General features: G+C 69.9%; 24 protein-coding genes. 16 read left to right on the forward strand and 8 right to left on the reverse strand.

Going from position 1 to position 23,176, the window contains the following annotated elements; all coding sequences use genetic code 11:
- The first annotated feature begins 1 nt into the window (after position 1).
- The 3 genes from ACFY3C_RS31625 (at position 2) to ACFY3C_RS31635 (ending at position 3,526) form a co-directional block, all read left to right on the forward strand.
- Positions 2-1,480, forward strand: coding sequence for an ATP-binding protein (locus tag ACFY3C_RS31625; protein WP_390773195.1), 1,479 nt, complete (start codon positions 2-4; stop codon positions 1,478-1,480).
- Between the two features lie 488 nt (positions 1,481-1,968).
- Positions 1,969-2,214, forward strand: a complete 246-nt coding sequence (locus ACFY3C_RS31630; protein WP_390773196.1) for a helix-turn-helix domain-containing protein — start codon at positions 1,969-1,971, stop codon at positions 2,212-2,214.
- A gap of 76 nt (positions 2,215-2,290) precedes the next feature.
- A complete protein-coding gene (locus ACFY3C_RS31635; protein WP_390773197.1) occupies positions 2,291-3,526 on the forward strand; it encodes a tyrosine-type recombinase/integrase in 1,236 nt (411 codons plus the stop codon).
- Positions 3,527-3,604: 78 nt separating this feature from the next.
- Here ACFY3C_RS31635 and ACFY3C_RS31640 read toward each other — a convergent pair whose 3' ends face one another.
- Entirely contained in the window at positions 3,605-4,366 is a 762-nt protein-coding gene (locus ACFY3C_RS31640; protein WP_390773198.1) for a phosphoglyceromutase, read from the reverse strand.
- 162 nt (positions 4,367-4,528) lie between these two features.
- Between ACFY3C_RS31640 and ACFY3C_RS31645 the strand changes: the two genes are divergently transcribed.
- From ACFY3C_RS31645 to ACFY3C_RS31660, 4 genes are all read left to right on the forward strand, one after another.
- Entirely contained in the window at positions 4,529-5,821 is a 1,293-nt protein-coding gene (locus tag ACFY3C_RS31645) for an MDR family MFS transporter (protein WP_390773199.1), read from the forward strand.
- A 117-nt stretch (positions 5,822-5,938) separates the two neighbouring features.
- Complete coding sequence (locus ACFY3C_RS31650; protein WP_145875930.1) at positions 5,939-6,412, forward strand: carboxymuconolactone decarboxylase family protein; 474 nt, start codon at positions 5,939-5,941, stop codon at positions 6,410-6,412.
- Positions 6,413-6,668: 256 nt separating this feature from the next.
- On the forward strand, positions 6,669-6,845 hold the full coding sequence (locus ACFY3C_RS31655; protein WP_390773200.1) for a hypothetical protein: 177 nt from the start codon (positions 6,669-6,671) through the stop codon (positions 6,843-6,845).
- A gap of 22 nt (positions 6,846-6,867) precedes the next feature.
- Positions 6,868-7,518 (forward strand): DUF2637 domain-containing protein, encoded by a 651-nt coding sequence (locus ACFY3C_RS31660; protein WP_390773201.1) that lies wholly within the window; start codon positions 6,868-6,870, stop codon positions 7,516-7,518.
- Positions 7,519-7,538: 20 nt separating this feature from the next.
- Here the strand turns inward: ACFY3C_RS31660 and ACFY3C_RS31665 are convergent, their stop codons facing one another.
- Entirely contained in the window at positions 7,539-8,006 is a 468-nt protein-coding gene (locus ACFY3C_RS31665) for a DUF2000 family protein (protein ID WP_390773202.1), read from the reverse strand.
- Between the two features lie 49 nt (positions 8,007-8,055).
- Here ACFY3C_RS31665 and ACFY3C_RS31670 point away from each other — a divergent pair, with 49 nt between their 5' ends.
- On the forward strand, positions 8,056-8,856 hold the full coding sequence (locus ACFY3C_RS31670) for an AraC family transcriptional regulator (RefSeq protein ID WP_390773203.1): 801 nt from the start codon (positions 8,056-8,058) through the stop codon (positions 8,854-8,856).
- On the opposite strand, the gene ACFY3C_RS31675 is transcribed toward ACFY3C_RS31670, so the two are convergent.
- The 3 genes from ACFY3C_RS31675 to mshA form a co-directional block, all read right to left on the reverse strand.
- The gene (locus ACFY3C_RS31675) at positions 8,835-10,490 is read right to left on the reverse strand and encodes a glycosyl hydrolase family 28-related protein (RefSeq protein ID WP_390773204.1); all 1,656 of its coding nucleotides are present in this window, start codon (positions 10,488-10,490) and stop codon (positions 8,835-8,837) included. The two genes, ACFY3C_RS31670 and ACFY3C_RS31675, sit on opposite strands and share 22 nt — an antisense overlap.
- 144 nt (positions 10,491-10,634) lie before the next feature.
- A complete protein-coding gene (locus ACFY3C_RS31680) occupies positions 10,635-11,135 on the reverse strand; it encodes a YbjN domain-containing protein (RefSeq protein WP_386573722.1) in 501 nt (166 codons plus the stop codon).
- The gene (gene mshA, locus ACFY3C_RS31685) at positions 11,128-12,465 is read right to left on the reverse strand and encodes a D-inositol-3-phosphate glycosyltransferase (protein WP_386573723.1); all 1,338 of its coding nucleotides are present in this window, start codon (positions 12,463-12,465) and stop codon (positions 11,128-11,130) included. The genes ACFY3C_RS31680 and mshA overlap by 8 nt, the downstream gene beginning before the upstream one ends.
- Before the next feature lie 255 nt (positions 12,466-12,720).
- Here mshA and ACFY3C_RS31690 point away from each other — a divergent pair, with 255 nt between their 5' ends.
- From ACFY3C_RS31690 to ACFY3C_RS31700, 3 genes are all read left to right on the forward strand, one after another.
- Complete coding sequence (locus ACFY3C_RS31690; protein ID WP_390773205.1) at positions 12,721-13,509, forward strand: class I SAM-dependent methyltransferase; 789 nt, start codon at positions 12,721-12,723, stop codon at positions 13,507-13,509.
- A gap of 199 nt (positions 13,510-13,708) precedes the next feature.
- Positions 13,709-14,794, forward strand: coding sequence for an NlpC/P60 family protein (locus tag ACFY3C_RS31695; RefSeq protein ID WP_386573725.1), 1,086 nt, complete (start codon positions 13,709-13,711; stop codon positions 14,792-14,794).
- Positions 14,795-15,090: 296 nt separating this feature from the next.
- Complete coding sequence (locus ACFY3C_RS31700; protein WP_386573726.1) at positions 15,091-16,395, forward strand: PP2C family protein-serine/threonine phosphatase; 1,305 nt, start codon at positions 15,091-15,093, stop codon at positions 16,393-16,395.
- A gap of 17 nt (positions 16,396-16,412) precedes the next feature.
- Here the strand turns inward: ACFY3C_RS31700 and ACFY3C_RS31705 are convergent, their stop codons facing one another.
- The 3 genes from ACFY3C_RS31705 to ACFY3C_RS31715 all read right to left on the reverse strand — a co-directional run bounded on the left by ACFY3C_RS31705 (position 16,413) and on the right by ACFY3C_RS31715 (position 18,035).
- Positions 16,413-16,760 carry a DUF2516 family protein gene (locus ACFY3C_RS31705; protein ID WP_386573871.1) on the reverse strand — a complete coding sequence of 116 codons (348 nt, stop codon included), beginning with the start codon at positions 16,758-16,760 and terminating at the stop codon, positions 16,413-16,415.
- Positions 16,761-16,866: 106 nt separating this feature from the next.
- Positions 16,867-17,463 carry a hypothetical protein gene (locus tag ACFY3C_RS31710; RefSeq protein WP_386573727.1) on the reverse strand — a complete coding sequence of 199 codons (597 nt, stop codon included), beginning with the start codon at positions 17,461-17,463 and terminating at the stop codon, positions 16,867-16,869.
- An 80-nt stretch (positions 17,464-17,543) separates the two neighbouring features.
- The gene (locus ACFY3C_RS31715; RefSeq protein ID WP_390773206.1) at positions 17,544-18,035 is read right to left on the reverse strand and encodes a helix-turn-helix domain-containing protein; all 492 of its coding nucleotides are present in this window, start codon (positions 18,033-18,035) and stop codon (positions 17,544-17,546) included.
- A gap of 260 nt (positions 18,036-18,295) precedes the next feature.
- Here ACFY3C_RS31715 and ACFY3C_RS31720 point away from each other — a divergent pair, with 260 nt between their 5' ends.
- From ACFY3C_RS31720 to ACFY3C_RS31740, 5 genes are read left to right on the forward strand one after another with little or no spacing between them, the layout of a single operon-like run.
- Positions 18,296-19,072, forward strand: a complete 777-nt coding sequence (locus ACFY3C_RS31720; protein WP_390773207.1) for a TnsA-like heteromeric transposase endonuclease subunit — start codon at positions 18,296-18,298, stop codon at positions 19,070-19,072.
- Positions 19,038-20,003: a hypothetical protein gene (locus ACFY3C_RS31725; protein WP_390773208.1), complete on the forward strand. Its 966-nt coding sequence runs from the start codon at positions 19,038-19,040 to the stop codon at positions 20,001-20,003. The genes ACFY3C_RS31720 and ACFY3C_RS31725 overlap by 35 nt, the downstream gene beginning before the upstream one ends.
- Positions 19,993-21,159: a Mu transposase C-terminal domain-containing protein gene (locus ACFY3C_RS31730; protein ID WP_390773209.1), complete on the forward strand. Its 1,167-nt coding sequence runs from the start codon at positions 19,993-19,995 to the stop codon at positions 21,157-21,159. The genes ACFY3C_RS31725 and ACFY3C_RS31730 overlap by 11 nt, the downstream gene beginning before the upstream one ends.
- Positions 21,150-22,178 carry a TniB family NTP-binding protein gene (locus tag ACFY3C_RS31735; protein ID WP_390773210.1) on the forward strand — a complete coding sequence of 343 codons (1,029 nt, stop codon included), beginning with the start codon at positions 21,150-21,152 and terminating at the stop codon, positions 22,176-22,178. Before ACFY3C_RS31730 ends, ACFY3C_RS31735 begins: the two co-directional genes overlap by 10 nt.
- Positions 22,175-23,176 (forward strand): hypothetical protein, encoded by a 1,002-nt coding sequence (locus ACFY3C_RS31740; RefSeq protein ID WP_390773211.1) that lies wholly within the window; start codon positions 22,175-22,177, stop codon positions 23,174-23,176. The genes ACFY3C_RS31735 and ACFY3C_RS31740 overlap by 4 nt, the downstream gene beginning before the upstream one ends.

The following is a 23,176-nucleotide window of genomic DNA, read 5'->3' on the forward strand; positions in this document are numbered from 1 at the left end:
CATGTCCGACGACGAAAAGACCCCCGCCCGCGAGATCATCACCGACTACGCGCAAGCGCACTTCCGGTACTTCCGCACCGCCGACGGCACCGTGTACGCGCAGCGCAACGGCCATCCCGTGGCGCGCCCGATCCGCTCCCAGGGCACCACCGGAAGCCACCGGCAGGAACTCATGGTCGGCCTGTTCAAGGACGGCATCGGCGTGTTCAACGGCACCGCCATGAAGGAAGCACTCGACCTGATCGAAGCGTTGGCGCTGACCGAGGACGTACAGCCCGTCCACATCCGCGTCGCCCCCGGGTACGACGGGGCGACGTGGCTGGACCTGGGACGCAGCGACGGGCAGTCCGTCCGCATCCACCCCACCGGATGGGACATCCGCACCCCGGACCCGCAGGAAGTCTGCTGGCGTCGCACCCAGCTCACGGGGGAACTGCCCCTGCCGGTCAAGGACACCGACGGCAAGGGCATCGATCTGCTGATGCGGCTGTGCAACTTCGCCACCGCCGAGACCGAGTGCCTGGCCATCGCGTGGCTCATCGGATGCCTGGGGCCGACCGTGCCCGTCCCGGCCCCGTTCCTCACCGGCCCGCAGGGCGCCGGCAAGTCCACCGGTGGGCGCATGCTCGTGCGGATCATCGAGGGCATGACCGGGGACCTGCGCCGGGCGCCGAAGGATGAGGAAAACCTGATCACGGCGGTGGCGGCCGGCTGGGTCACCGCCCTGGACAACCTCTCCCACATGACCCCGGAGCTGTCCGACGCGATGTGCTGCATCGTCACCGGCGCCGAGAACGTCAAGCGCGCCCTGTTCACCGACGGGGACGTCTTCCGCATCGGCTACCGCCGCCCCCTGCTCCTGACCGGCATCGACGTAGGCGTGATCCGGCCCGACCTCGCAGAACGGCTCCTGCCGCTCCGGCTGGAACGCCCCCGGGTTCGGCGCACCGAGGCAGAACTGTGGTCGGACTTCGCCCAGGTGCTGCCCGTCATCCTCGGCTCTCTCCTGGACCTCACAGTGCAGGTGCGGGCAGCGGAGGCGGACATCCCGACCGACCTGCGCATGGCCGACTTCGCGCACCTGTGCGCGCAGCTCGACGCGGCCACCGGTCTGGGAGCGCTCGCCGCCTACCGGGCCAGCCTGGACGACCTCAACGACGACGTCATCGAGGGCGACCTGTTGGCACAGACGGTGCTCAAGCACGCCGCCGGCGTCGAGCCGGGCACGGAGCAGCGGATGACGTCTGCCGAATGGCTGCACTGCCTCACGGGCCTCTACACGGGCGAGGACTTCCGTCCCCTGCCTAAAGGGTGGCCGACCACAGGCAAGGTGCTCTCAGACCGCCTCAAGCGCCTTCAGCCCACCCTCGCCGCCCGGGGCGTCCTCATCGACTGGGGACGCACCAAGACATCCCGCTACATCGAGATCGCGCGGCCGGCCGCCGCGCCGCCTTCGCCGGAGCAGGAAGCGGCCTTCTGACCGAGCGGCACCACGACCGCTCGGACAAGCAAGAGGAGCACCCGCCCCCGCGTGCTCCTCTTGCTGTTCGGCGGCGGCGCCGCCCTGCGAGGGTCGCGCCGCGCAGCGGCTCCTTCTTCACTCTCTGAGCCGCGCACCACAACAGACACCCCCCTCTTTGTCCGAAGCAGAGAGACGCTGCGTCACCTGCGTCACCCGGACCCCAAAAACGGCCGGTGACCTGCCCAAAGACGGGTGACGCAGACAGCCGATTCCTGCGTCATCCTGCGTCACCTGCGTCACCTGCGTCACCTGCGTCACCTGCGTCACCTGATGACGGAGGCATGCGTCACCGGTGACGCACCCCCACCTTGCTGCGTCACCGAGAAACCGCAGGTCAGCGCCGCGAATGACGCAGATGACGCAGGTGACGCAGAAATCCACACCTCGGACACACGCGGAGTCCGAGAAACCCCCGAAGCCAACGCGACTCAACCTTTGAGGACCCCATGAGCCGAACCCGTTCCGCTCAGTCCGACCCCCGCGCCACCCTCCGCAGCGGTCTCCCCGACCGGTACCTCACTCCCGACGACATCGCCGAGATCTTCGGCGTCCCCCTCGAAACCGTCTACCAGTGGCGCAGGAAGCGCACCGGTCCTCCCGGCTTCCGCGTCGGTAAGCACGTTCGCTACGACCCCGCCGAAGTGGGGGCCTACGTCACTCAGCTCAAGAACGTCGACCGCGTCGCGGCCTGACGCAGCCTCGCACACCGTCAGGGGTGGCCGTTGAACGGCCGCCCCTGCTCCATGCTGGGAAAGGACTCCGCCTCTCATGGCAGGAAGCATTCAAGACCGTTGGTTCAGGACCGAGACCGACGCCAACGGCAAGACCGTCCGCGTCAAGACCGAGCGCCACGGCACCGGCCTGCGCTACAGGGCTCGCTACTTCGCGCCCGACGGCAAGCGCAAGAGCAAGTCTTTCGCCGACGGACAGAAGCGCCTCGCTGAGCAGTGGCTGGCCAAGATGGCTGCGGACGTCGCACGGGGCGACTACATCGACCCGAACGCATCCCGGACGTCCTTCCAGGAGTTCGCGGAAGGGTGGCTGGCGAGCCAGAGCGGCGACCCGAACACACGGGCGTCGATGCAGTCTCAGCTCAGCCTGCACGCCTTCCCCCGCATCGGGTCGCGTCCGCTCGGGTCGTTCCAGCCGAGCCACATCCGCGAGTTCGTGACCCAGCTCGAAGCCTCCGGCATGTCCGGCGCGTACGCTCGCGTGATCTTTTCCAACGTCCGTGCCGTCCTCTCCGCAGCCGTGGAGGACGGCTACCTTCGCCGGAACCCCTGCAATTCGCGGACGGTGACGCTCCCCGAGATGGGCATGCGCCGTGTCGTCCCCTGGCAGCCGGAACGCGTCTTCGCCGTCCGTACCGTCATGGTTGAGCGCTTCCGGACCATGGTCGACGTAGGCGCCGGGTGCGGCCTACGACAGGGCGAGATCCTCGGACTGTGCGTCGATGAGCTGGACTTCGACAGCGGCACCCTGCACGTGGTGCAGCAACTCAAGCTCAGCCTGAGCAAGCCCGTGTTCGCGCCCCCGAAGGGCGGAAAGCTCCGTGACGTGCCTCTGCCCGATCCCGTGGCAGAAGCTCTCCAGGAGCACATCAAGCGCTTCCCGCCGGTCGAGGTCACGTTGCCGTGGATGCGCGCGAACGGCCAGCCCGTGACCAAGCGCCTGATCTTCAGCGGGCCGCGCGGCGGGCACGTCTGGCGTACGTCGCTGAACGAGGACCACTGGAAGCCCGCCCTTGCGAAGGTGGGCGTCATCCCGAAGGCCAAAAGCCGCGAGCACGAGGCCGCTCGCGAGCACGGCATGCACGCGCTCCGGCACTTCTACGCGTCCGTTCTCCTGGATGCCGGCGAGAGCATCAAAGCCGTCAGCGAGTACCTGGGGCACTCCGACCCGGGCCTGACTCTGAAGGTGTACGCGCACCTCATGCCCAGTAGTCGGGACCGCGCCCGGAAGGCTCTCGGCCGCGCGCTCCGGCCGCAAGATCCGGGGCGCTGAGGGCCCACAGTGGGCCCAGGCCGTGAAAACGCCCCCGACTCGCGCCATATGCGCAGGTCGGGGGCATGATCACAAAGGCTACTTCTTCTTGCCCTGGTTCTTGACCGCCTCGATCGCCGCCGCGGCCGCCTCGGGGTCGAGGTACCTGCCGCCCGGGGTCACCGGGTTGAAGTCGGCGTCCAGCTCGTAGAAGAGGGGGATGCCGGTCGGGATGTTCAGGCCCGCGATGTCCGCGTCCGAGATGCCGTCCAGGTGCTTGACCAGGGCGCGGAGGCTGTTGCCGTGGGCCGCGACCAGGACGGTGTGGCCGTCGAGCAGATCGGGGACGATGCCGTCGTACCAGTACGGGAGCATGCGGACGACGACGTCCTTCAGGCACTCCGTCTTCGGGCGCAGCTCCGGCGGGATGGAGGCGTAGCGCGCGTCGTTCGCCTGGGAGAACTCGGAGTCGTCCGAGAGCGCGGGCGGCGGGGTGTCGTACGAGCGGCGCCAGAGCATGAACTGCTCCTCGCCGAACTCGGCGAGCGTGGCCGCCTTGTCCTTGCCCTGCAGGGCGCCGTAGTGGCGCTCGTTCAGGCGCCAGGTGCGGTGGACCGGGATCCAGTGGCGGTCGGCGGCCTCGAGGGCCAGCTGCGCGGTGCGGATCGCGCGCTTCTGGAGGGACGTGTGGACCACGTCGGGGAGCAGGCCGGCGTCCTTGAGCAGCTCACCGCCGCGGACCGCCTCCTTCTCGCCCTTCTCGTTGAGGTTGACGTCCACCCAGCCGGTGAACAGGTTCTTCGCGTTCCACTCGCTCTCGCCGTGGCGGAGGAGGATCAGCTTGTACGGTGCGTCGGCCATGCCTCAGAGCGTAATCCACGCATTAGCCCTGCCAGGGCCCGCGCCCAGCAGCCGGACAGTTGACGGCATCCGTTAATTGAGTGGCCGGGATTCAGCCGCCGGATGTAAGTTGCGCTTTTGGTTGTAGGTACTTACATCAGCGTGCATCGTGGGGGTTTCTTCATGTCCGTCGCCCGTCTGAGACGAGCCGCCCGGGAGACCGTCTCCGGGCTCCCCCGCGAGTTCTGGTGGCTGTGGACCAGCACCCTCGTCAACCGGCTGGGCGCCTTCGTCGCCACCTTCATGGCGCTCTACCTGACCCTCGACCGCGGGTACTCGGCCTCGTACGCCGGTCTCGTGGCCTCGTTGCACGGGCTCGGCGGGGTCGTCTCCTCGCTGGGCGGCGGGGTGATGGCCGACCGGATCGGCAGACGGCCCACGCTGCTGATCGCGCAGACCGCCACCGCCGGGTCCGTCGCGCTGCTCGGGTTCATGCGGGACCCCGTCGCCATCGCCGCCGTCGCCTTCCTCGTCGGCATGGCCTCCAACGCCTCCCGGCCCGCGGTGCAGGCGATGATGGCCGACATCGTGCGGCCCGAGGACCGGGTACGGGCCTTCTCGCTCAACTACTGGGCCATCAACCTCGGCTTCGCCGTCTCCTCCATGGGCGCGGGGTTCATCGCCGAGTTCAGCTATCTCGCCGGGTTCCTGATCGAGGCCGGGATGACCCTGGCGTGCGCGCTCGTCGTGTTCCTGAAGGTGCCCGAGTCCCGGCCCACCGCCACGGCCAGGCAGGCCGACGCCGACGTCAGCCTCATGACGGTGCTGCGCGACGGGCGGTACATGGCCGTCGTCGGGCTGTCCTTCCTCGTCGCCCTCGTCTTCCAGCAGGGCTCGGTCGGACTGCCTGTGGCCATGGGGCGGGCCGGGTTCTCGCCCGCCGACTACGGCCTGGCCATCGCCGTCAACGGCGTGCTGATCGTCGCCCTGCAGATCCCGGTCACCCGCTTCATCGAGCACCGGGATCCGCGCACGCTGCTGATCGTCTCCTCGGTCCTCGCCGGGTACGGCTTCGGGCTCACCGCCTTCGCCGGGTCGGTCGGGGTCTTCGCGCTCACCGTGTGCGTGTGGACGCTCGCCGAGATCGTCAGCGCGCCGACCCAGACCGGGCTCGTCGTCCGGCTGTCGCCCGCGCACGGACGCGGGCGCTACCAGGGCATGTACACGCTCTCGTGGTCCGTCGCCGCCCTGATCGCGCCGCTCATGTCCGGCGCCGTCATCGACCGGTTCGGCGCGGAGTGGCTGTGGGCCATGTGCGCGGCCGTCGGGACGGTGGCGGGGGTGGGGTACGGCGTGCTCATGCGACGGCTTCCCGAGGAGGAGAACGCGGAAGGGGACATGGAGGGGGACACGGAGGGGGACGCTGCGGCGCCCGGGCGGCAGCAGCGGCCGCAGGTGTCCGAGCAGGCGGTCTGACCCCTACCGCCTGACCCCTGGCGATCGAGTGATGCAGGTCACATTCAGCCCTGTCACATCTCGTCGAGTCGATCCGTCAAGCAGGTGTAGCCAACAGCAACGACACAGGAGCCCACGATGGAAGCTCGCCTGAACCTCTTCGCCAACCCGGTCGCCGGCAAGTTCATGCGGTACATCAACTCGGCGGGCAAGGCGATCTCGGACTCGACCCTGCCGGCCGCCACCCAGGAGCTGGTGAAGATCCGCGCCAGCCAGATCAACGGCTGCGGCTTCTGCACCGACATGCACACCAAGGACGCCGCGCACGCCGGGGAGACCGCACAGCGCCTCCACCTGGTCGCGGCCTGGCGGGAGGCCAAGGTCTTCACCGACGCCGAGCGCGCCGCCCTGGAGCTGGTCGAGCAGGGCACCCGGATCGCCGACGCGGCCGGTGGCGTCACGGACGAGGCCTGGGCCGACGCCGCCAAGCACTACGACGAGGACCAGCTGGCCGCCCTGGTCTCCCTCATCGCCCTGATCAACGCCTACAACCGTCTGAACGTCGTCGTCCAGCAGCCCGCGGGCGACTACGAGCCCGGCATGTTCGGCTGAACGACCAGCGCCTGACGAACAGCCGCGCCCCCTCCGGCAGCTCTGCCGGAGGGGGCGCGCGCGTAGGCCACCTTCACTCCCCCTGGCAAGCCCCCGGCCGGGACCGACCATTTTAATTCCAGTACTCAGGGAATGTAATTGCCTGGGTATTCACTTTTCCAACAACCATATATTGGCAGGCGCTCAAAAACTCCCCTTTCGGGGGACCCGCATCCCCCGAACGCCTCACAACCTCACCTCCAGTGACTGTCGTTAGGTGACCGTGACGCGATTCAACTGGTACGCAAGTGAAGATCATCCGACGACCATGCTCCGCTGGGACGGCGACGGGGGCCTCAAGTCGTGCTCGGACCTGCTCGATGATTTCCTGAACAATATCAACAGAATGGAAACCGAATATCTGCGGGCGATGGCGGATCTGTACGGAGCCTGAGGCGGGGGCCGGAGGATTACCGATGGACAGGATTCACGACCAAGCCGGTCTCTACGGCGACGCCTGGAGCGTCCCGGAGCCGGACATCGCAGCGACCGACTGGGACCCGGTCGAGGAGCTGGCCCAGATGCTGTCCACGACGGCCAGCATGCCCACCGTTCCCAGCACCCCGCTGAACATCCCGTCCCCGCGCCGGAGCAGCCGTCGGCGCCCCCGCCACGAATCCCATTTCCTCGACGGCGGTCGGCGCGTCACCCACATCTCGTTCCTGATCGCGACGGTCTCGCTGTGCGCGGTGGCCATGCTGGCCTGGTCCGTCTGCTATTCCTACGACCAACTGCGCGGGATCGCCTCGTCGATGCTGCCGACGGGACTGGCGCAATGCTGGCCGCTGACGGTGTACGGGCCGTGGTTCGTGGCAGCTCTTTCGGTGATTCGGGCCACCGCTCAACGGCGCAGTGCGCGGCGGTCCTGGTGCGTCGTGGTGGCCTCCTCCGCGATGGCCATGGCGCTGTGTGTCAGTCACTCGTCGCACGCGCTGCTCTCATTGGTCATCTTCGGAATTCCGCCGGTCACCGCTCTGGTGTGCTTCTGGGAACTCGTCGGCCAGATCTCGTCCAGGAGCAGGCCCCGGCACTCCACACACCCCTCCCGGCCGGCGTCCAAGTCGTGAAGGGGGCGCGGCCCTCGCCCTCACAGGTGCATCCGCGCCCCCTTCAGCACCTTGTCCACCCCGTTCCGCGGTCCGTACACCGCCAGGCCGACCAGGTCCAGATCCGCGGTCCGCACGGCCCGTACCGCCGCGCGGTTGTCGCGGTCGTTGCCCGTCGTGAAGAGGTCGGCCGTGAACACCGCGCACGGCAGGGCGCGCGCGAGGGCCCGGGTGTGCGCCTCCCGCAGGGTCTCCTTGGTGCCCTCGAAGACCAGCACCGGCTGGCGGAACATCGGCAGGTACGACGCGCCGTCCGCGTCCTCGTACGGGTCCCCGATCACCTCGGGGACCTGGCTGCCCAGGCCGCTGACCAGGAACGCGGTGACGTTCAGGCGCTGCCAGGGCTCCAGGTCCGCGCGGAGCAGCACGGCGATCTTCGTCTCGAAGCGGACCGGCTCGGCGGGGGCGTCGGGACGCTGTTCGGTGTTCTCGGTGTTCTCGGTGTTCATGGGGTGAGACTGCCGACCGTCGTACGGCACCGTCTTGTACGTTTTTTGCGTGGTCGCCGCAGCCCAGTCCGAGGTCTCCGCCTGGCGCCCCCGCATCCCGGGTGTCGTGGAGGTCTTCCACGCCCACTTCACCGAGTACGCCTACCCGATGCACGTCCACGACGCCTGGACGCTGCTCATCGTGGACGACGGAGCCGTGCGGTACGACCTCGACCGGCATGAGCACGGGACCCCGCACGACACCGTCTCGCTGCTGCCGCCGCACGTTCCGCACAACGGTTCCCCGGCCACCCCGCACGGCTTCCGCAAGCGGGTTCTCTACCTGGACGGGCGCCATCTCGGGGACGAGCTGATCGGTGCGGCCGTCGACGGGCCCGATCTGAGGGATCCCGGGCTGCGGCTGCGGGTCGGGCAGTTGCACGGCGCGCTCGGGCGGCCCGGTGACGAGCTGGAGGCGGAGAGCAGGCTGGCGCTCGTCGGCGAGCGGTTGCGGGACCATCTGCGGCGGCGGGAGAGCGGCGCCGCCCGTCCCGACCCCGCCCTCGCCCGTTCACTGCGGGAGCTGCTCGACGAGCACGTCGTCGAGGGGCTCGCCCTCGCCGGGGCCGCGCGGCTGCTGCACGCCCATCCCGCCCACCTCGTACGGGCGTTCAGCACCGCTTACGGCATCCCCCCACACCAGTACCTGATGTCCCGCCGCGTCGGCCGCGCCCGCCGGCTGCTGCTGGACGGGCTGGCGCCGGGCGAGGTGGCGGCGGCGACCGGGTTCTGTGATCAGGCCCATCTCACCCGGCACTTCAAGAAGCTGGTGGGGGTCACCCCGGGGCGTTACCGGCTCAGTTCCCGCTGAGCCTCGTACAGGTTGCGCGGGCGCACCGCGTCCGTGGTGCCGTACAGCTCCAGGCGGGAGTGCAGGTCGCCGGTGAAGTCGGGGACGTCGATCTGGTCGAACTCCGTGACGGTGCCGAGGCCGACCGTCGCCGAGTACGGTGCCAGGCCGTCGATCTTCATCAGGCCCGCGCGGCCGTTGGTGACCCGGATGTTCCAGTGGGCGAAGCGGGCGCCGAAGAGCGGGCCGGCGCTGGCGTCGCCGCCGTGACGGCCGTTGTTGTTCACGGTGATGTCGGTGCGCACGTCGGCGAAGGGCAGGCCGCGGTGCGAGTCGAAGGTGCCCATCCGCATGTCCCCGCGCGACCAGACGTTGTGGGAGGACAGGCCCTCGACGTTGATGCCGTGGAGCTGGGTGCCGGCGGGCGCGGGCACGGTCCGCTGCTCGATCGTGAAGTCCTCGATCAGGTTGTCGTGGGAGCCCTCGCGGCAGAAGTAGGGGTGGTGGGAGCCGCGGCCCGCGACCCGGGTACGGCGCAGGGTGCAGGCCGAGGCCGCGACCAGGCCGAAGCCGTTGTCCACGTGCCGGACCGTGACGTCGTCCACGAAGCAGTCGTAGGCGCACTGGAGGACGACCCCGTTGTATCCCTTGTCGAGGAGGTGCGGGGACTGCGGGGTCTGCATCGCCTCCAGGGTCAGGCCCGCCACACCCGAGCCGGTCAACTCCTGGACGTGCGTGGTCAGTCGGGGGTCCCACTCCGGGCGCAGATCGAGCGGGAGCGGGCGTTCGAGGGTGATGCGGCGGCCGTGCACGCGGGTGATGCGGACGGGCCATTCGTAGGGAACGTAGGAGGTCAGCTTGGTCTTGTCGTCCCAGGTGTAGGCGGCAGGGCCCGGGCCGCCGCCCGCCATGTGCTGCAGGAGGGTGTGGGCAGGGTCGTCGGCCAGACGGAGCAGGACCAGCTGCCCCGGCGCCAGGTGGTCCGTGTCGGCCACGGTCACCGTCCATGAGCCCCGGAGGGCCGGTTCGACCGTCGTGAGGGTCGTCCACTCGTCCCGCCTGTTGTCGGTCCAGCCCTCGAAGGGCCAGGCCCGGGCCCGGATCGCCGCCACCAGGGAGTCCCAACGGGCCCTCGGGGCCAACCAGATCAAGCCTCCCGCCCAGGACCAGGACGACTTGTCGCCGCCGTAGCGGGAGCCGTAGACGCCGATCAGTTCGGTGAGGTTCTTCGTGGCATACAGGGTCGTACGGGCGCTGCCGGCGCCGCGCAGGACCACGTTCGGGTCGGCGACGCGGATCACGTCGTCGATGCGGAAGGTGCCGGGCGGGATGGTGACCGTGCCCCCGCCGGCCCTTCCGGCGGCGGCGAGGGCACGGTTGATCGCGGGGGCGCAGTCCGTGGTGCCGTCGGGTACGGCGCCGTAGTCGGTGACCTCGGCGAAGGTGCGGGGGCGGGGGAAGCGGCGCGATCCGGCGCGGTGGCCCGCCCGGCCGACGTACGGGATCTGGGGGTGAGTGAACGGGGTGCGGCTGAACTCCCGCCAGAGGGCGGGGACCTGTGTCGGTGCGGCGGTCGCCGTGCCGGTTGCCGCGGCCAGGGCCACGGCGGTGGCGCCGGCGAGGAGTGTCCGTCTGCTGACGTGCCCGTGGTTCATGTCCGGCCACCCCTTCATATTCATGGATATGAACGACGTTCAGGAATGCGTTGGCGGTGAGCATGCCACGGAGCCCCGGCGCGGGGAAGGGGGCGTAACGGGAGAGCCTCGACCGAGATCGGGTGAGCTTCTACCTGGGGGCGGTCAGTCGGCCTGGCGCTCGATCAGATGCTTGAACGCGTCCAGGTTCCGCGTCGGCTCGCCGCGGGACACCCGCCACGCGTACTCCCGGCGGATCGCGGAGGCGAAGCCCAGCTCCAGCAGGGTGTTGAAGGCGCCGTCCGCCGCCTCCAGGACCTGGCCGAGGAGGCGGTCGATCTCCTCGGCGGTGACGGCGGTCAGGGGCAGGCGGGCGGTGACGTAGACGTCGCCGAGCCGGTCGACGGCGTAACTCACGCCGTACAGCTTGAGGTTGCGCTCCAGCAGCCAGCGGTGGACGCCCGCCTCGTTCTCGTCGGGGTGGCGGACGACGAAGGCGTTGAGGGAGAGGGTGTGGCGGCCCACCAGGAGGGAGACGGTGGTGGAGAGCTTGCGGGTGCCGGGGAGCTTGACGACGTAGGTGCCGGGCTCCGGGCTCTCCCACTCCAGTTCGGCGTCCTTCAGGACCCCCTCGATGACCTGCGCTGCCTTCTCCACATCACCCATGCTGGGAGCGTACGCGACGGCGGTGGGACTGGGTCGCGGCCATGTAGACGTCGGCGGTTGCGGCCGCGGCGGTGTCCCAGCCGAAGGACTGCGCGTGCCGGGCGGCCGCCGCGCCCATCTCGGCGGACAGGGACGGCTCGTCGGCGAAACGGCCCAGCACGCGCGCGTACTCGGCCGGATGATGACCCGTGACCAGGAAACCGGTGACGCCGTCGCGCACGGCCACCGGGAGGCCGCCGACCGCGGCCGCGAGCACCGGGGTGCCGGCGGCCTGTGCCTCTATCGCGACCAGGCCGAAGGACTCGCTGTAGGACGGCATGACGAGGACGGAGGCGGCCCGGAACCAGTCCGCGAGTTGCTCCTGGCCGACCGGCGGGCGGAACCGTACGACGTCGGCGATGCCAAGCCGGGCGGCGAGCTTCTGCAGCCCCTCGGGCTTGGCCAGACCACTGCCGCTGGGGCCGCCCACGACGGGTACGACGAGCCGGGAGCGCAGCTCCGGGCGCTCCTCCAGCAGGACGGCGACCGCCCGGAGCAGCACGTCGGGGGCCTTCAGCGGCTGTATGCGGCCCGCGAAGAGCGGGACCAGCGCGTCCTGGGGCAGGCCGAGGCGGGCGCGGGCGGCGGCCCGGCCGTCGGCGGGGCGGAAACGGTCGAGGTTGACGCCGGGGTGCACGACGGCGACCTTCGCCGGGTCGGCGGCGTAGTGCCGCACCAGCTCGTCGGCCTCCTCGGCGGTGTTGGCGATGAGCCGGTCGGCGGCGGCGACGATCTGGGTCTCGCCGATGACCCGGGCGGCGGGCTCGGGGGTGTCGCCGTCGGCCAGGTTGGCGTTCTTGACCTTGGCCATGGTGTGCATGGCGTGCACCAGGGGGACGCCCCAGCGCTGGGCGGCGAGCCAGCCGACGTGGCCGGAGAGCCAGTAGTGGGAGTGGACGAGGTCGTAGTAGCCGGGGCGGTGGCCGGCCCAGGCCTGCATCACACCGTGCGTGAATGCGCACAGCTGGGCGGGCAGGTCCTCCTTGGCCAGGCCCTCGTAGGGGCCGGCGTCGACGTGCCGGACGAGGACGCCGGGCGCGAGCTGGACCGTGGGCTCGAGGTCGCCGGCCGTGGCCCGGGTGAAGATCTCGACCTCGATGTTGATCGCGGCGAGGCGCTGGGCCAGCTCCACGATGTAGACGTTCATGCCGCCGGCGTCGCCGGTGCCGGGCTGGTGGAGCGGTGAGGTGTGCACGGAGAGCATGGCGACGCGGCGGGGCCTGCGGTGGAGCCTGAGCCGCGAGGGGGCCGCCGGGGAGCGACGCCCGAGCCTGCTGACGTACTGGCTCACGTGGGCTTCCTCCTTGCTGCGGGCATGCCTGCCGGAGGACCGACCTCGCCCTCCAAGGGGGTGCAACAGCGGCGGGGGCGGCTCGAATTCCCCTGCGGCAGCCTTTACTGAATCATTACTGTCACTCGCTCAACCGTTCGACAAGTGTCGCGTCGGCATCCGACCTCCCGGGGTCCGCCTACCCTCGTATGCATGACAGCCCGCGCGACGACCCTCCCCCACTCTCGGCTCCGCTCGAGCGGGGGGACCCCCATCGTGGGAACGGTGACGCGCGGGACGACCAACCCCAACCGGTTGCGGCGCATGGACCGCTGGATAGCGGCCACGCACGGCGCCGAGCTGCGGCGTGCCCCGGATCCGGTGGCGGTCGACCTCGGGTACGGGGCGGCGCCGTGGACCGCGGTCGAGCTGCTCGGCCGGCTGCGGACCGCCGCACCCCGCGCGCGCGTGGTCGGCGTCGAGATAGAGCCGGAGCGGGTCGCGGCGGCGAAGCCGTACGAGCGGGAGGGCCTGGCCTTCCGGCACGGCGGCTTCGAGGTCCCGGTGTCCGGACGGCCGGTGCTCGTGCGGGCCGCCAACGTGCTGCGCCAGTACGACGAGGGCCAGGTCGCCGCCGTGTGGGAGCGGCTGTGCGCGCGGCTCGCACCGGCGGGCGGGGGCTCGCGGGGCGGACTGCTGGTCGAGGGGACCTGTGACGAGATCGGGCGCCGGCACGTGTGGGTGGCGCTCGGCCCCGAGGGCCCGCGGACGGTGACCTTCGCGACCCGGCTCGGCTCCCTGGAGCGCCCCTCGGACCTCGCCGAGCGGCTGCCGAAGGCCCTGATCCACCGCAATGTGCCCGGCGAGCCCGTGCACGCCTTCCTGCGCGACTTCGACCGCGCCTGGGCGACCGCCGCCCCCTACGCCTCCTACGGCGCCCGCCAGCGCTGGATCCGTACAGTCCGGGACCTGCGCACCGATTGGCCCATAACCGACTCACCGGCGCGCTGGCGCCAGGGGGAAGTGACGGTGGCCTGGGGAGCGTTGGCGCCGCGCGGGCGCTGAGCACCCTCGGGAACGATCTCCGTGCGTCATGCGTCACATCGGCGCGCCGATCGTCGTAATCGGCGTGGACAGGGGGAAGTGCGCGGATGGGCGGGGCGAAAATCCGACTTCCCGCGACCTCTGTCGTTTTGCGCGTCGCCGTGGCACGATCCGTCGGGCGACCGTAAGTTACTGACGGTAAATCAGTTTGGGGGAGCACATGGGCACGGGCAAGCGCGGTCTGCTCACGGCCGCCGTGACGGTGGTCTGCGCGGTGACCGTACTGGCGGTACCCGGCACGGCATTCGCCGCCCCGACCCCCACACCGAGCACGAGCGCGTCCCCGAGCGCGTCACCGACTCCCCCGCCGAGCAAGGACCTTGAGAAGGTCCGCGAGAAGCTCGACAAGCTCTACCACGACGCCGCCGTCGCCACCGACGCCTACAACGCGGCCGAGGAGCGGACGAAGGAGCAGTCCGCCCGCATCGTCGAGCTGGCGAAGAAGATCGTCGAGGGACAGCAGAAGCTGGAGCGGCTCAAGAACCAGGCCGGCGCGGCGGCCCGCGCCCAGTACCGCACCGGCGGACTGCCGCCCACCGCCCAGTTCCTGCTCAGCGACGACCCACAGGAGTTCATCGACGGGGCCGGCACGGTGCTGAACGGCCAGCGGGCGACCAACAAACTGATCGCGGAAATGACCCGCACCCAGAAGGACTTGCGGAGCTACGCCGACGACGCCTCCGCCCAGTGGCAGAAGCTGGAGGCCAACCGCAAGGCCAAGGCGGCCGCCAAGAAGAAGATCAAGCAGCAGATCTCCGAGGCGGAGCAGCTGGAGTCCCGGCTGGAGAAGAAGGAGCAGGAACGACTCGCCGAGCTGGAGCAGCAGGCCGCCTCCCAGGCCCAGACCAAGTGGCTGGACACCGGCATCCTCGACGAGATCAACGGCAAGGCCTCCGCGCAGGGCAAGAAAGCGGTCAAGTTCGCCACCGCCCAGCTGGGCAAGCCGTACGTGTGGGGCGCCGAGGGCCCCAAGTCCTACGACTGCTCGGGCCTGACCTCCCAGGCCTGGCTGAACGCCGGTGACCCCATCCCGCGCACCTCGCAGGAGCAGTGGAAACAGCTCAAGCATGTGGACGTCAAGGACATGCGCCCCGGCGACCTCATCATCTACTTCGACGACGCCAGCCATGTCGCGATGTACGTCGGCGACGGCGCGATCATCCACGCCCCGCGGCCCGGACGCACGGTGACGGTCGCGGGCGCGGGTTCGATGCCGATCCTGGGAGTCGTACGACCGGACGCGTGAGCCAGGTCATGTGACGGCCCCCACCCGCCCCGCACCCCCCGCGTGCGACCTCCCGTGTGACCCACCACACGCCCAACGCCCGCCCAAACCCGGGCGATACGTGAGCTTCGTCATCCCAGCTCGCCGACCGTCCTGTCCAACTGCGATACGGATCGCGGCATATGACAGCGGACTGCGCCCGAGCGGCGCGGCTCACACCATTCCATCGGGGCGGGCAGTACCGCTATGGTCACCCGACGGTGGGTCGAGGTCCCTCGCCCCGCCTGCCCTCGGGGGGAGGGAAGGAAACAAAGAAGATGCCCGTACCCGTACCGCGGCAGAGAGCGATCCCGGCCGCGGAGAGTGGTCAGGCGCAGGCCGCCGCCCATGGCGGTCCCCTCAAGGAAGAGGCTCAGCGCAGCGCCACGGCCGGCGGCGCCACCGGCGCCCCTCTCACGCTGCTGCTGATCGAGGACGATCCGGCAGGCTCGCCGATCGTGCCCGAACTGCTGGACGCCTCCGGCAAGCCGATCCGCGTCCGTACCGCCCGCAACCTCACCGAGGCCGGGCGGCTGCTCACCGACGACGTCCACTGCATCCTGCTGGACCTCGCACTTCCGGCGCCCGGCCGGGCCCACAACGAGGACGCCGACGAGCTGGCCGTGCTCAAGCACGTGCTGGAGCTGGCACCCCGGCACGCCGTGCTCGCGCTGACCGCCTCCGGCGACGCCGAGCGCGCCGCCGAGGCCGTACGCGTCGGCGCCCAGGACTACCTGTTCCGGGATGAACTGGACGGCCGCCTGCTCAGCCGCGCCATCCGTTACGCGGTGGAGCGGAAGCGTTCCGACACGGCAGAACGCCGCCTGGCGGAGGGACGCCTGCGCGCTCAGGAGAACCGCCGGCTGGAGCGCGGGCTGCTGCCCACGCCACTGCTGGACGGCTCCTCGCTGCGGTTCGCCGCACGCTACCGCCCCGGCCGCTCCCGGGCCCTGCTCGGCGGCGACTTCTACGACGCCGTCCGCACCCCGGACGGCACCGTGCACGCCATGATCGGCGACGTCTGCGGCCACGGCCCGGACGAGGCCGCGCTCGGCGTGGAGCTGCGCATCGCCTGGCGGGCGCTGACGCTGGCCGGGCTGTCCGGCGACGAGCTGCTGGGCACCCTCCAGCAGGTGCTGGAGCACGAGCGCGCGGACGAGGAGATCTTCGCGACGGTGTGCACGGTGGACATCGCCCCGGACGGCCGCTCGGCGGGCCTGTGCCTGGCCGGACATCCGTCCCCACTGCTCGCCCGCCCCGGCCACACCGCGAAGCTGCTGCCGTACGACAAGAACGGCCCCGCCCTCGGCCTGCTCCCCAGCGCCCGCTGGCCGCGACTGCAGGTGGAGCTGGGTGCCGAGTGGAGCCTGATGCTCTACACCGACGGTCTGATCGAGGGCCGGGTGGGCAGGGGCGGAGAACGCCTGGGCCAGGACGGGATGGTGGAGATGATCCGCCGCCAGCTCTCCGAGGGCCGACAGGGCGAAGGGCTGCTGCGGGCGGCGGTGAGCGAGGTCCGCGACCTCAACGGCGGGGAGCTGACGGACGACGTGGCAGTGGTCCTGCTGGACCGCACGCCGTAAGCCGCCCGCCGGGGGGCTCAGCGGCCGCCGTTGTACGGCCCGTACGGGCCGTCGCTGCTGCTTCCGCCGCGGCGGCGGCCCGGGCCGCTGCCGCCGGAGACCTGCTTGAGCGCGGGGCGTACGTCGACGATGTAGACGATGCTGGCCACCAGGCCGACGATCGGCAGAATACCGAGGATCGAGAACAGGTAGCTGACCACGAGCGCGATGCCGAGGATGATCAGCCAGAAGACCTTGTTCTGCTTGTCGGCCGCGCGGAAGGCGTCCTCGCGCCGGAGCGCGGCGTCGACGAGCCCGAACGCGGCGAGGGCCATCAGGATGATCTTCAAGATCCCCATGAACCCCGCGAAGCCCAACATCAGCATGCCGTCCACCGCCCGCCGTCTCCCGATCCGTACCTCGCCACCGTACCCATAGAACGGGCCGGACACCCCAATGGTGCCCGGCCCGTTCACGCCTCGTCGGTCACGCTCACTTCGCCGGCGGGGTCGTCTTCTTCGCGGGGGCGGCCTTGCGGGGGGCCGGGGTCTTCCGGGCCGCGGGCTTCTTCGCCGCAGCGGGCTCGGTCTTGGCCTCGGCCGGCTTCGGCTCCTCCTCGGCCACGGCCGGCTCGGGCTTGCCCTCGACGGCGATGGCCAGCTCCTCGATCTCCTCGGCGGCCTCGCCACGCCAGCTCTTCACGGCCTGCTCGCCGTGCTCGGCGACCCGCTCGTAGGTCTCGCGGGCCTTGACGGCGTACTCGGCGGCGACGCCGACACCGCGCAGGGCGAGGTCCTGGGCACTCTCTCCGAACTTCTTGAGGTCGCCGTCGAGGGTGCCGATGAACTCGTTGACCTTGGTCTGCAGGGTCGCCTGCGCCTCCTTGGCCCGGGCGGCGGCCTTCTCCTGCACGGCCTTCGGGTCGGTGTTGCGCACGGCGTCGATCCGGGCCGGGGCCTCGGCACGCAGCTGCTCGACCAGGCCGGGCACCTTCTTGGCCTGCTGGAGGGCGAGGTCGGCGGTGCCGGCGGCGAAGTAGAGCGGGGTCGGGTCGCTGAGGGTCTTGCGCAGGTCGTCGGTGATGGCCATGGTGATGGTCCTCCCGGATTCGCGTTCGGCTGAGGGTTGGTGTGGTCCGCGGTGTGGCGGCCGGACGCCCTGGTCCGGCTCTATCCGGCCGTCCGCCGCGGACCGGCATCACTGCCGCCGGCCGTGCGGGTGCCGCGTACGGCGGTGTCGCTCGGGTCATCGGTGTCGCTGGGCACTTCATCCGCCGCCCCTTCACCGAGGTCCTCCACCGATTCGCCGACCCCGAATCCGTTCTCCTTGCGGAAGGACTCGTAGATCTGGAGCAGCACCTGCTTCTGCCGCTCGTTGAGCGAGGGATCGGCGAGGATGACGGCGCGGGTCTCCACGTCGTCCCGGTCCCGTTCGGCGTCGAGGATGCCGGCGCGGACGTACAGCGTCTCGGCGGAGATGCGCAGCGCCTTGGCGACCTGCTGGAGCACCTCCGCGCTGGGCTTGCGCAGCCCGCGCTCGATCTGGCTCAGGTACGGATTGGACACCCCGGCGGCGTCGGCGAGCTGCCGCAGCGAGAGCTGGGCGTTGCGCCGCTGCTCGCGCAGGTACTCACCGAGATTGCCGACGTTGAGCGATGCCATACCCCCACCTTGCACCAGTCGCGCTAACTATTGCAAGCACCTGCTTGCAATAGTGCGCCACGCCACGCCCGGACTTCACCCGGTCGCCGCACGTGACGCTTCTCGCTGAAGGTGAGCCAGTCTCGGTCTATCTGAACCATCTGGTCGCGCGTCTCAGTCAACCTTGGCCATCTGCTGATCTGTCTCGCTCTTTCTGACCCACCGCTGCGTCCTGCTGCCTACGGTCGTCCCACCTGGTCAGCGCCGAGTGGGGGTGCCTGGTGGAGGCGGAGGACTTCTGGCTGGAGCACGTCGACGCCCAGGGCGAGTCGCATGGTGGGCCGCTTGAGGTGATGTGGCGGGCCCGGTTCGAGACAGCCGGGCAGGTACGTGCGTTCCCGTCGTACCGGGGGCAGCGCAACTTCGCGGGCTGGTACTGGGCCGCGACCTGCGCTGACCTTGTGGGTTACGAGTCGTGGGTGGAACTCGGGCATCTGATGCGGCTGGATGCCGACCCGGATGTGGTGGCGGTGGTCTCGCAGCCATTCCGACTGTCCTGGCGGTTCGGCGGCCGGGGCCGGCGGACCCGGCACACGCCGGACTACTTCGTACGCCGCCGGGACGGTACTGCCGTCGTGCTGGACGTGCGCCCGGACGAGCGGATCGAGCCGGAGGACGCGGCGAAGTTCGCGGCCACGGCCGTGGCCTGCGCCCGGGTCGGCTGGGGCTATGAACGGGTCGGAGTGCTCGATCCGGTGTTGGTGGCGAATCTGCGGTGGCTGTCGGGCTACCGGCATCCCAGGGTTCGGCGGGAGCCGGTGGCCGACGCTCTGCTGGCGGTGTTCAGTGAGCCGCTGGGGCTGCTGGCGGGGGCTCGGGCGGTCGGGGACCCGCTCACGGTGCTGCCTGTGCTCTACCACCTGCTCTGGCGACACGAGTTGGCGGCGGAACTGCGGACAGAGCGCTTGTCAGCGGCGTCACTGGTGCGACTGGCGCCCCCTGTCGTGAGGGAGGTGGGCTGGGATGCCGACGCGCCCGAGGCTGCTGTCGCTGGGTGACCGGGTCCGCTACGACAGGCGTGAGCACACCGTCGCCGCCCTGCACGGCACATCGGTCCGCCTGGTCGACGACGCGCAGGCGGCGAGCGTCGTGCTGCTTGGACACCTGCTGGCCTCGGAGGGCTTCGCCGTACTCAGCACCGGCCCGGCCCGTCCACCGCTGCCGGAGGAGGGGGTGCTGGACGGGCTGCCGGAGGAAGTGGCGGAGCGGGCCCGCTGGTGGCAACGGCATCTGACCGAGCTGATGACGGGCCGCCCGGACGGTGATCCGCACACCCCCGTGAGGACCGAGTACGACCCGGAGGTGCACTCGGTGCGTCAGAGGGAGCTGGCAAAGCTCGCCGAACTGCGCCAGGCCGGTGAGCAAGTGGGGCTGAGCACAATGCGCCGGATGCGGTCCCGCTTCGAGCGTGAGGGGGTGGCGGGTTTGGTGGACGGGCGGCAGCGCAAGCCGGCCACAGGCACGGGCCGGGCCGATCCGCGGGTGGTGGCCGCGATCGAGCAGGTCGTGAACAGCCGCACCAACGAGGCGACGGTGTCCGCGCAGGTGCTGCGGCGCCAGGTCGAGCGCCTCCTGGCGGACGAGCACGGCGCCGGTGAGGTCCCGATGCCCTCCAGGGCGACGTTCTACCGGCTGCTGGAGGCGGTTTCCACGGGGCGGTACTTGTTGGGATCGGCTCGCACGCGCCGGTCGGCGGGCAAGCAACCGAAGCGGATGTTCGGGCAGTTGACCGCGGCCCGGCCGGGTGAGGTGATGGAGATCGACTCCACGCCGCTGGACGTGATGGTCGTTCACGATGACGGGACGGTGGACCGCTGCGAGCTGACCGGGCTGGTCGACCTGGCGACCAGGACGCTGGCGGCGGTGTTGCTGCGGCCGTCGACGAAGGCAGTGGACGCTGCGCTCCTGCTAGCGCGCGATGACACCTGAACCGATGCGGCCGGGCTGGTCGGACGCCCTGCGCATGTCGCGCTCGGTGCTGCCCTACGCTTCGCTTCTGCCGCTGGACGAGCGGCTGGCCCAGGCCGCCGCGAAACCAGTGATCGTCCCGGAGACGGTGGTCAGCGACCACGGCAAGGCATACATCTCGGACAACTTCCGCAACGCCTGCCGCCACCTGGGGATTTCGTTCCAGCCCGCGCACCCGGACACCCCGACCGACAAACCACACGTCGAGCGGACGCTGGGCTCGGTGGCGACGATGTTCGCCCAGTACGTGGCCGGCTACACCGGCCGCAGCGCGGAAATGCGCGGCAAAGACCCGGCCGCGCAGGCAGCCTGGTCCATCCACGAACTCCAAGAACTCTTGCAGGAATGGGCCGTCGCCATCTGGCAGACCAGGCCCCATGACGGACTGCGCGACCCTCTGATGCCGCGCCGTCCGCTCAGTCCGAACGAGAAGTACGCCGCACTGGTGTCGGCGGCCGGATACGTCCCAGTCGCGCTCAGCCAGGAGGAGTACATCCAGCTCATGCCGCGCGAATGGCGCGTCATCGGCCTCAGCGGGGTGCGGATCAACAACCGCACCTACGACGCCCACGAACTCAGCCCCTATCGGAGACAGCCCTCGGGGGCAGGGCCGGACGGCAAGAGATGGGAAGTCCACTACGACCCCTACGACATCTCCTGCGTCTGGGTACGCAACCACCGCAGCCAAGGGTGGATCACCGCGACCTGGCGCCACCTGCGCACTTCTCCAGTCCCGATGGGCGAGCTGGTCTTCGACCGAGCCCACCAGGTACTGACCGAACGCGAACGACGCCGACCGCACGAGGAGGAAATCGCACAGGCCGCCGCTAATCTGCTGGACCGCGCCGCCGGCGGTCCCGAAGGCGGAGCCGAGCAGTCCACAGTTCAGAGCAAGGGAAGGCGCCGGGCGGTCGATCGGCGCGACCGCAAGGTCGCCGCCCGCACCCGTGCCACCAGCACCCCTACCTGGCCCCGTCCCGAACCGCCGTCGACCAACCGGGCACTCCCGCCCGAACCAGACCCGGATCCCGAAGCAGCCGAGGAGAACGAGGAGGTGGCCAAGGTGGTGCCGCTGGGCATCTTCGACGCCCGTGAGGAGGCAAAACGATGGTGGTGAAGACCCCCGGCGAACCCGAACCGCCGGCGGGCGACGACGAACGGATCGAACCGCCCACTTCCCTGAGCGGCTGGCGCCGCTTCGTCGAGAAGGACCCCGCAATCTTCGATCTCGCCCCGCCCAAGCAGTGGGAGGCTATGGACGACGAAGCGCGTGCCGACTACGACGAGGCTCGCATCGATTACCACTCCGAACTCCAGGTCGTGCGCACGGCCACCGTCAAAGAAGTCGCCCACCAAGGACGCCTTTTGACCTTGCTGAACCGGCGCGAGCACGGCGCCCGACGCGGCCTGATCATCTCCGGGGAGCGCACCACCGGGAAGACCACCGCGCTGCGGCAACTCGGCCGACTACACGAGCTTCGCATCCGGCAGCGTTACGGAGACAGCCGGCGCATCCCGGTGGTCTATGTGACGGCCCCGCCCAAGGGTTCGGCCCGCAAGCTCGCGCTGGAGTTCGCCCGATTCCTCAAGCTCCCGACCATTTCCCCCAGGCACAACACCGCCGACATCACCAGCTCCGTCTGTCAAGTACTCACCGAGGCCCGCACCGATCTCGTCCTGGTCGACGAGATCCACCTGATGAACCTCGCCACCATCGCGGGTGAGGAGTTGTCCGACCACCTGAAGTACTTCACCGAGCACCTGCCCGCCACATTTGTCTATGCGGGCATCGACGTCGAGCATTCCGGGCTATTCACCGGAATCCGGGGCGGCCAGATCGCTGGCCGCTGCACACTCCTGCACACCGGCCCCTTCCCGCCCGGAGCCGAATGGGAAGGGCTGGTGGCGACCATGGAGGACACCCTCCGCCTGCATCACCACACTCCAGGAACCCTGGCCAAGCTGCACGCCTACCTCCACCAACGCACCGGCGGCATGATCGGCAGCCTCTCTCACCTGATCCGGGCCGCCGCCATCTCGGCAATCCTCGACGGCAGTGAGCGGATCACCCGCCGCCAGCTACACACCATTCACGTCGACCACGCCAGTGAGAGCGCCTACCGGACATCGGCATGACCCCCTCCGCGGATCTCTACGGACCAGTCTGGCCGCTCCCCCTCACCACCGTCCCCTTCCCGAACGAGACCCTGCGGTCCTACATTGCACGGCTCGCCCTGCTCAACAGGATTCCGCCCGAACGCGTACTCCGCCGCTTCTACACAGCAGAATCGCCCCTGCACGACGTGGAACTCCTGGCTACGCGCAGCGGGCAGGCCCCTCCTCTGCTGATGCGGAAATTGCCTGAGCTGGCCGCTCCAGGCCCCTGGCCCCACGAGCAGTACGAAGGTCTCGCCCGCAGCTGGGCCTGCCATCCGTGCGTTGCGGCCCGCACCGGACGGGACGACTGGAAGGTCGAAATCTGGGTGATCAGTGGACACCATCACCTCTGTGTCAAACACCGCCGATGGACGGGCACCCATCACGGGCACTACATGGCCAACTTCGCCGGCCCCATCGACGGTCAGTTCAGCCTCAACCGGGCCCCTGAGATCATCCACGCGCAGCGGAGACTCCATCGGCTCTTTCGGCGGCGGACAGCCCGAAGGGTTCTCGCTGCCTACCAGGAATGCGTCGACTTCTGGCGTGAGCTGGCCAAGCACGGATATGCCGTCAACAGGACCGAACGCCTTCTCGACCTCATCGCTCCCGACGAGCCCATCGCTCATCGAAGTTACGCAAAGCGCGAGGCCGCTCTCCTGCCAGACCTCGTCGAAGTCCTGGGGCTCTACACATCTCCGGTCTGGCGCCACCGAGCTCTCGGCAGTCCCCGCGATGTTCAGCTCTTTCACCGAGAGTTCGAGCGGCGGTTGTCACCGGAACGACAACTGAGGACGACCGCCATCCCATGGTTCAGACGCGAAGCCACGCTGGTCGCGGAGAGAATCAATGAACGGATGGACGAACAGGATCGTCAACTGATGCGGATCGCTTCCGCCGCACCAGGCACCCCAGAGTGGTGGCCTCCGCTCATCATGCGCAGACTCCTACGGGGCACCCCGTCTCACGCACGGTGA

Origin of the sequence: Streptomyces sp. NPDC001410, assembly GCF_042895235.1 — a bacterium.
Taxonomy (GTDB): domain Bacteria; phylum Actinomycetota; class Actinomycetes; order Streptomycetales; family Streptomycetaceae; genus Streptomyces.